The 1,797-nt window shown below is 72.1% G+C and carries 2 protein-coding genes; one reads left to right on the top strand and one right to left on the bottom strand.

The window, feature by feature from the left end; all coding sequences use genetic code 11:
* A partial coding sequence (locus tag H5J33_RS33925; RefSeq protein WP_181798510.1) for a hypothetical protein occupies positions 1–632 on the bottom strand: 632 nt, incomplete at its 3' end.
* A 243-nt stretch (positions 633–875) separates the two neighbouring features.
* Between H5J33_RS33925 and H5J33_RS33920 the strand changes: the two genes are divergently transcribed.
* Entirely contained in the window at positions 876–1,532 is a 657-nt protein-coding gene (locus H5J33_RS33920) for a helix-turn-helix transcriptional regulator (RefSeq protein ID WP_181798509.1), read from the top strand.
* Positions 1,533–1,797: the final 265 nt, after the last annotated feature.

Here is a 1,797-nt window from a genome sequence, read left to right as displayed (position 1 = left end):
GTACCGCGGGTCCGGCGGGGGCGGCGTACCGGGGCGGTGGGGCGGCGGGGCTCGCGCAGGATCATCGTCAGGCGCCGGTAGCCCAGCTCCCGCAGCGGCTGCGGAGCCTCCTCCACGATGCGGCACTCGGTGCGCCCGTGGCGCGGGTCCGGGTGGTGCAGCAGGCGTACGGCGCCGTCGAGCCGGGTCGCGGCCTCGCCGACGGCGCGGATCCAGTGCGGCAGACCGTGCCGGTAGGCGGCCTCCATGATCGGGTCCTGGGCGATCTCCCGCCGCACGGCCTGGAGTTCGTGGTCGTGAGCGCGGGACTCCAGCGCGGTGCGCAGCTGGGCCAGCAGCGGCAGGCACCAGGCCGCCTCGTGCTCGCCGAGGATCCGGCCCGCGTCCGGGTGGAACAGCACGAACCGCAGGAAGTTCACCCCCGGCATGGCCGTCGGGTGCGGGCTCACGCCGCAGAACAGCGCCTCGAACGCCCGGTTCGCCATGACCACGTTCCACTGGTGGTCGACGACCAGGGACGGGCACGACATGTACTCCAGCAGCACTCCGTAGTCCCGGAGGTACTCCTGGGTGTCGCAAGTGTCGGGGACGGGCCGCGGTGCCGGCCGCTGCCCTCCTGCCTGATGTGCCATCGGGAGGTCACCCCTCTTGCCTCTGCGGCCTTTCACGCGGCGATGCGATCCTGCTGCCCAGGCAAGAGTCGTGTCAACTATCGTGGCATTTCGTGCCGGTTGACGGCTGAAATTCGCCACAGTTGTGGCGACACCTGGATGTGGGTTCCGGACACGGGCTACTCTCCGGGAAGTTCACGGCGATCGCTCGTGAGAAGCACGGACGCACCTGAAGCCCTCTTTAGAGACGTAGGAGTTCTGTCGGTGACGGATGGCTACGAGGATCCGGGCGCCTCGGCGACCGCCCAGCTGCCGGCCGTCGTCGCCCGCGTCACCGCGCTCGCCGACCGCCTCGGCGTACCGCACGCCGAGGTCTTCGACGTCGGGCGGCTCTCCATCGCCTGCGGGGTGCCCGAGCCGGTGGTCAGGGCCCTGCTCAGCGGACGGCCGGCCGGCGAGCCGGACGTGCAGGCCCGTTTCCTGCAGCGCCTGGACCTGTTGCGCCGTACCCGGCTGAAACCGGGCGGACGCCGGTACACCCAGCAGGAGATCGCCGACGGCGCGGGCATGTCCCGGCAGCAGGCCGGCGCCCTCATCAACGGCGACCGGCGGCCCACCATGGAGCACTGCGACGCGTTGCAGCGCTTCTTCCGGGTGCACGCCGGCTTCCTCACCGCGGAGGACCCCGAGGCGCTGGCGGGCGCGTTACAGCGAGTCGAGCAGGAGTTGCTGCAGAAGCTCGCGGACCGGGAGCGGGCCGATGTCGAGGCCGCGGAGGACCCGCTGGAGCGGCTGCTACAAGACCACGGGGTGCGCGGAATCGCCTGGCGGGCCGCGCAGTTGCCCACCGATCAGCACCGGGACAAGGTCGCGGAGTGGCTGGACATGCTCCTGGAGAGCGTGAAGCGGCCCGAGTCGTGAAGCGTACGGCGGGGTCCTCGCCCGCCGTGACGGGCCGTACGGCGGCCCCGGGGACGGCCGTTTCCTCCTCGCGCCTGCGCTGAGCGGGCGAACGCGGGCCGAGCCGGACGGGATTGTCAGTGGCGGGCGGCAAGCTGGGGATGTGCGCCGCAGGGCGCGTGACCGTGACGCCTACCCGGGGAGAGCCGACCGATGCCCACCGCCGTACCGACCGATCGTGAGCGCACCGCCGTCCAGGCGTACCTGCGGCTGCTCCACACGGTGC

The organism is Streptomyces sp. WELS2 (assembly GCF_013870595.1).
GTDB lineage: Bacteria > Actinomycetota > Actinomycetes > Streptomycetales > Streptomycetaceae > Streptomyces.
The sequence above is the reverse complement of the archived record's forward strand: the minus strand, read 5'-3'. Positions and strand labels throughout refer to the sequence as shown.